Source organism: Ruegeria sp. CE9, assembly GCF_056537425.1.
Genome location: NZ_JBQFRO010000033.1, coordinates 1 through 3,096, shown reverse-complemented (window position 1 = coordinate 3,096; position 3,096 = coordinate 1). Strand labels below are relative to the sequence as shown.

Annotated in this window: 2 protein-coding genes; both read left to right on the top strand. The window is 60.0% G+C overall.

Annotated features, from left to right (window positions below; all coding sequences use genetic code 11):
• Window positions 1-1,572: Re/Si-specific NAD(P)(+) transhydrogenase subunit alpha (locus tag ACR0B3_RS23570; protein ID WP_480811189.1), on the top strand; the 1,572-nt coding region annotated here is incomplete at its 5' end.
• Window positions 1,573-1,586: 14 nt separating this feature from the next.
• On the top strand, window positions 1,587-3,041 hold the full coding sequence (locus ACR0B3_RS23565) for an NAD(P)(+) transhydrogenase (Re/Si-specific) subunit beta (protein ID WP_480811188.1): 1,455 nt from the start codon (window positions 1,587-1,589) through the stop codon (window positions 3,039-3,041).
• Window positions 3,042-3,096 lie beyond the last annotated feature (55 nt).

Below are 3,096 nucleotides of genomic sequence, written 5' to 3'. Positions count from 1 at the left end.
GTGAAAATAGGAACGCCGAAGGAAACGTTTAAGGGCGAGAACCGGGTTGCGATGACGCCGGACTCGGCTTTGCAGCTGCAAAAACTGGGCTATGAGTGCCTGATAGAGAAGGGCGCTGGTGCGGCGGCGGGGTTTTCCGATGCGGCTTACAAAGCGGCGGGGGTTGAGGTCGTCAAGACCGCTGCCGCGCTATGGAAAGCGGCGGATATCATTGCCAAGGTACGCCAGCCCGATGCAACCGAGCTGAAGCGTCTGACCAAGGACAAGACCCTGATCTCCTTCTTCAACCCTGCGGGGAATGACGAGGGGATGGAGGCTGCCAAATCCAAGGGCGCGACCGTGATCGCGATGGAGATGGTGCCGCGTATTTCCCGCGCGCAGAAGATGGATGCTCTGTCTTCGATGGCCAATATCGCGGGTTACCGCGCGGTGATTGAGGCGGGCAACAACTTTGGCCGTTTCTTCACTGGTCAGGTGACCGCTGCCGGTAAGGTACCGCCCGCGAAGGTGCTGATCGTGGGCGCGGGTGTGGCCGGTTTGGCCGCGATCGGAACCTCGACCTCTCTGGGCGCGATCACTTATGCGTTTGACGTGCGCCCCGAAGTGGCCGAGCAGGTCGAGTCCATGGGGGCCGAGTTCGTCTATCTGGACTTTGAAGAAGAACAGCAGGACGGTGCGGCCACCGGCGGCTATGCCAGCGTGCAGTCCGAGGAATTCCGCGAGGCGCAGCTGGCCAAGTTCCGCGAGCTTGCGCCCGAGATGGATATCGTGATCACCACGGCCCTGATTCCGAACCGGGAGGCGCCTGAGCTTTGGACCAAGGATATGGTCGAGGCGATGAAGCCGGGTTCAGTGATCGTGGACCTTGCAGCGGAAAAGGGCGGCAACTGCAAGCTGACCGTGGCGGATGAGAAGATCGTGACCGACAATGGCGTGACCATCATCGGCTATACCGACTTTCCCAGCCGGATGGCGGCGCAGTCGTCGTCTCTGTACGCGACGAACATTCGTCACATGATGGCCGACCTGACGCCCGAGAAGGACGGCAAGGTCAAGCACGACATGGAAGATGACGTGATCCGCGGCGCGACCGTGACCCATGAGGGTGAGATCACCTTCCCGCCACCGCCGCCCAAGGTGCAGGCGATTGCGGCGCAGCCCAAAACCGAGGTCAAGGAGCTGACCCCGGAAGAGAAAAAGGCGCAGGAAATCGCAGCCTTCAAGGCGCAGACCAAGCAGCAGTTCACCCTGCTGGGGGTCGGCGGCGCGCTGATGCTGCTGGTGGGGCTGGTGGCCCCGGCCAGCTTTATGCAACATTTTATCGTCTTTGTGCTGGCGATCTTTGTAGGCTTCCAGGTGATCTGGAATGTCTCGCACAGCCTGCACACACCGCTGATGGCGATCACCAACGCGATCTCATCGATCATTATCGTTGGAGCCTTGATGCAGATCGGGTCGGGGTCATTCCTCGTTATTCTGTTGGCGGCGCTTAGCGTCTTCATGGCCGGGATCAACATCTTCGGCGGCTTCCTCGTAACCCGGCGCATGCTTGCCATGTTCCAGAAATCTTAAGGGAGGCCGGGTAGATGGAATTTGGCTTCACCACTGCCGCCTATGTTGTTGCGGCTGTTCTGTTCATCCTGTCCTTGGGTGGTCTGTCGAACCAGGAAAGCGCCAAGCGCGCGGTCTGGTACGGGATCGTTGGTATGGCGCTGGCGGTTTTTGCCACGCTGGTTGGCCCCGGTTCCGGCCTGTGGCTGCTGTCGCTGCTGCTGATCGCGGGCGGTGGCCTTATCGGTCAATATGTGGCGCAGCGCGTGCAGATGACCGAGATGCCACAGCTGGTGGCCGCGATGCACTCGCTGGTCGGTCTGGCGGCTGTGTTTGTGGGCTTCAACGCCCATTTTGAGATCGGCAATGTGGCGCAGGTCATGGCGATTGCTGACAGCGCGTCTCAGGCCGACCTGTCTGATCTGGGCGCATTTGCCAAGCTGATTGCGAAGAAAACTGCTGCTGAACTGGCGATCCTGCATGTCGAGCTGTTCCTCGGCATCTTTATCGGTGCGATCACCTTTACCGGATCGGTCGTGGCCTATGGCAAGCTGGCGGGTAAAGTGACCTCGGCGGCGACTAAGCTACCTGGTGGCCATGCGCTGAACGCGGGCGCTGCGGCTTTGTCGTTCATTTGCCTGATCTGGTACACCAATTCGGGCGGCTTCTTCCCGCTGTTCCTGATGACTCTGGCGGCGCTGTTCATCGGCTATCACCTGATCATGGGCATCGGCGGGGCCGATATGCCGGTGGTTGTGTCGATGCTGAACTCGTATTCGGGCTGGGCTGCTGCGGCGATTGGCTTCTCGCTTGGCAACGACCTGCTGATCGTGGTGGGTGCGCTGGTGGGATCGTCGGGTGCGATCCTGTCCTACATCATGTGTAAGGCGATGAACCGTCACTTTGTCAGCGTGATCCTGGGCGGCTTTGGTGGTCCGCAGGGTGAGCAGATGGCTGTTGAGGGCGAACAGATCGCCATTGAGGCAGACGGAGTTGCCGCGGCGCTGAATGATGCGGATAGCATTGTCATCATCCCGGGCTATGGCATGGCCGTGGCGCAGGCGCAGCAGTCGGTCAGCGAGTTGGTCCGCAAACTGCGCGCCAAGGGCAAAGAGGTGCGCTTTGCGATCCACCCGGTTGCGGGTCGTCTGCCGGGTCACATGAACGTGCTGCTGGCTGAGGCGAAGGTGCCGTATGACATCGTGCTGGAGATGGATGAGATCAACGATGACTTCCCGGACACAGACGTGGCCATAGTCATCGGGTCGAACGACATCGTGAACCCTGCGGCACAGGAAGATCCCAACAGCCCCATCGCCGGCATGCCGGTCCTGGAGTGCTGGAAGGCCAAGCAGGTCTTCGTGTCCAAACGCGGTCAGGGCACCGGCTATTCGGGCATCGAAAACCCGCTGTTCTTCAAAGAGAACACCCGCATGTTCTACGGCGACGCAAAGCAGTCGCTGGACAAACTGCTGCCCATGATCGACTGATCATCTGATCTTGCTAAAATTTAAAGGGTGCCTGCGGGCGCCCTTTTATTTTTTG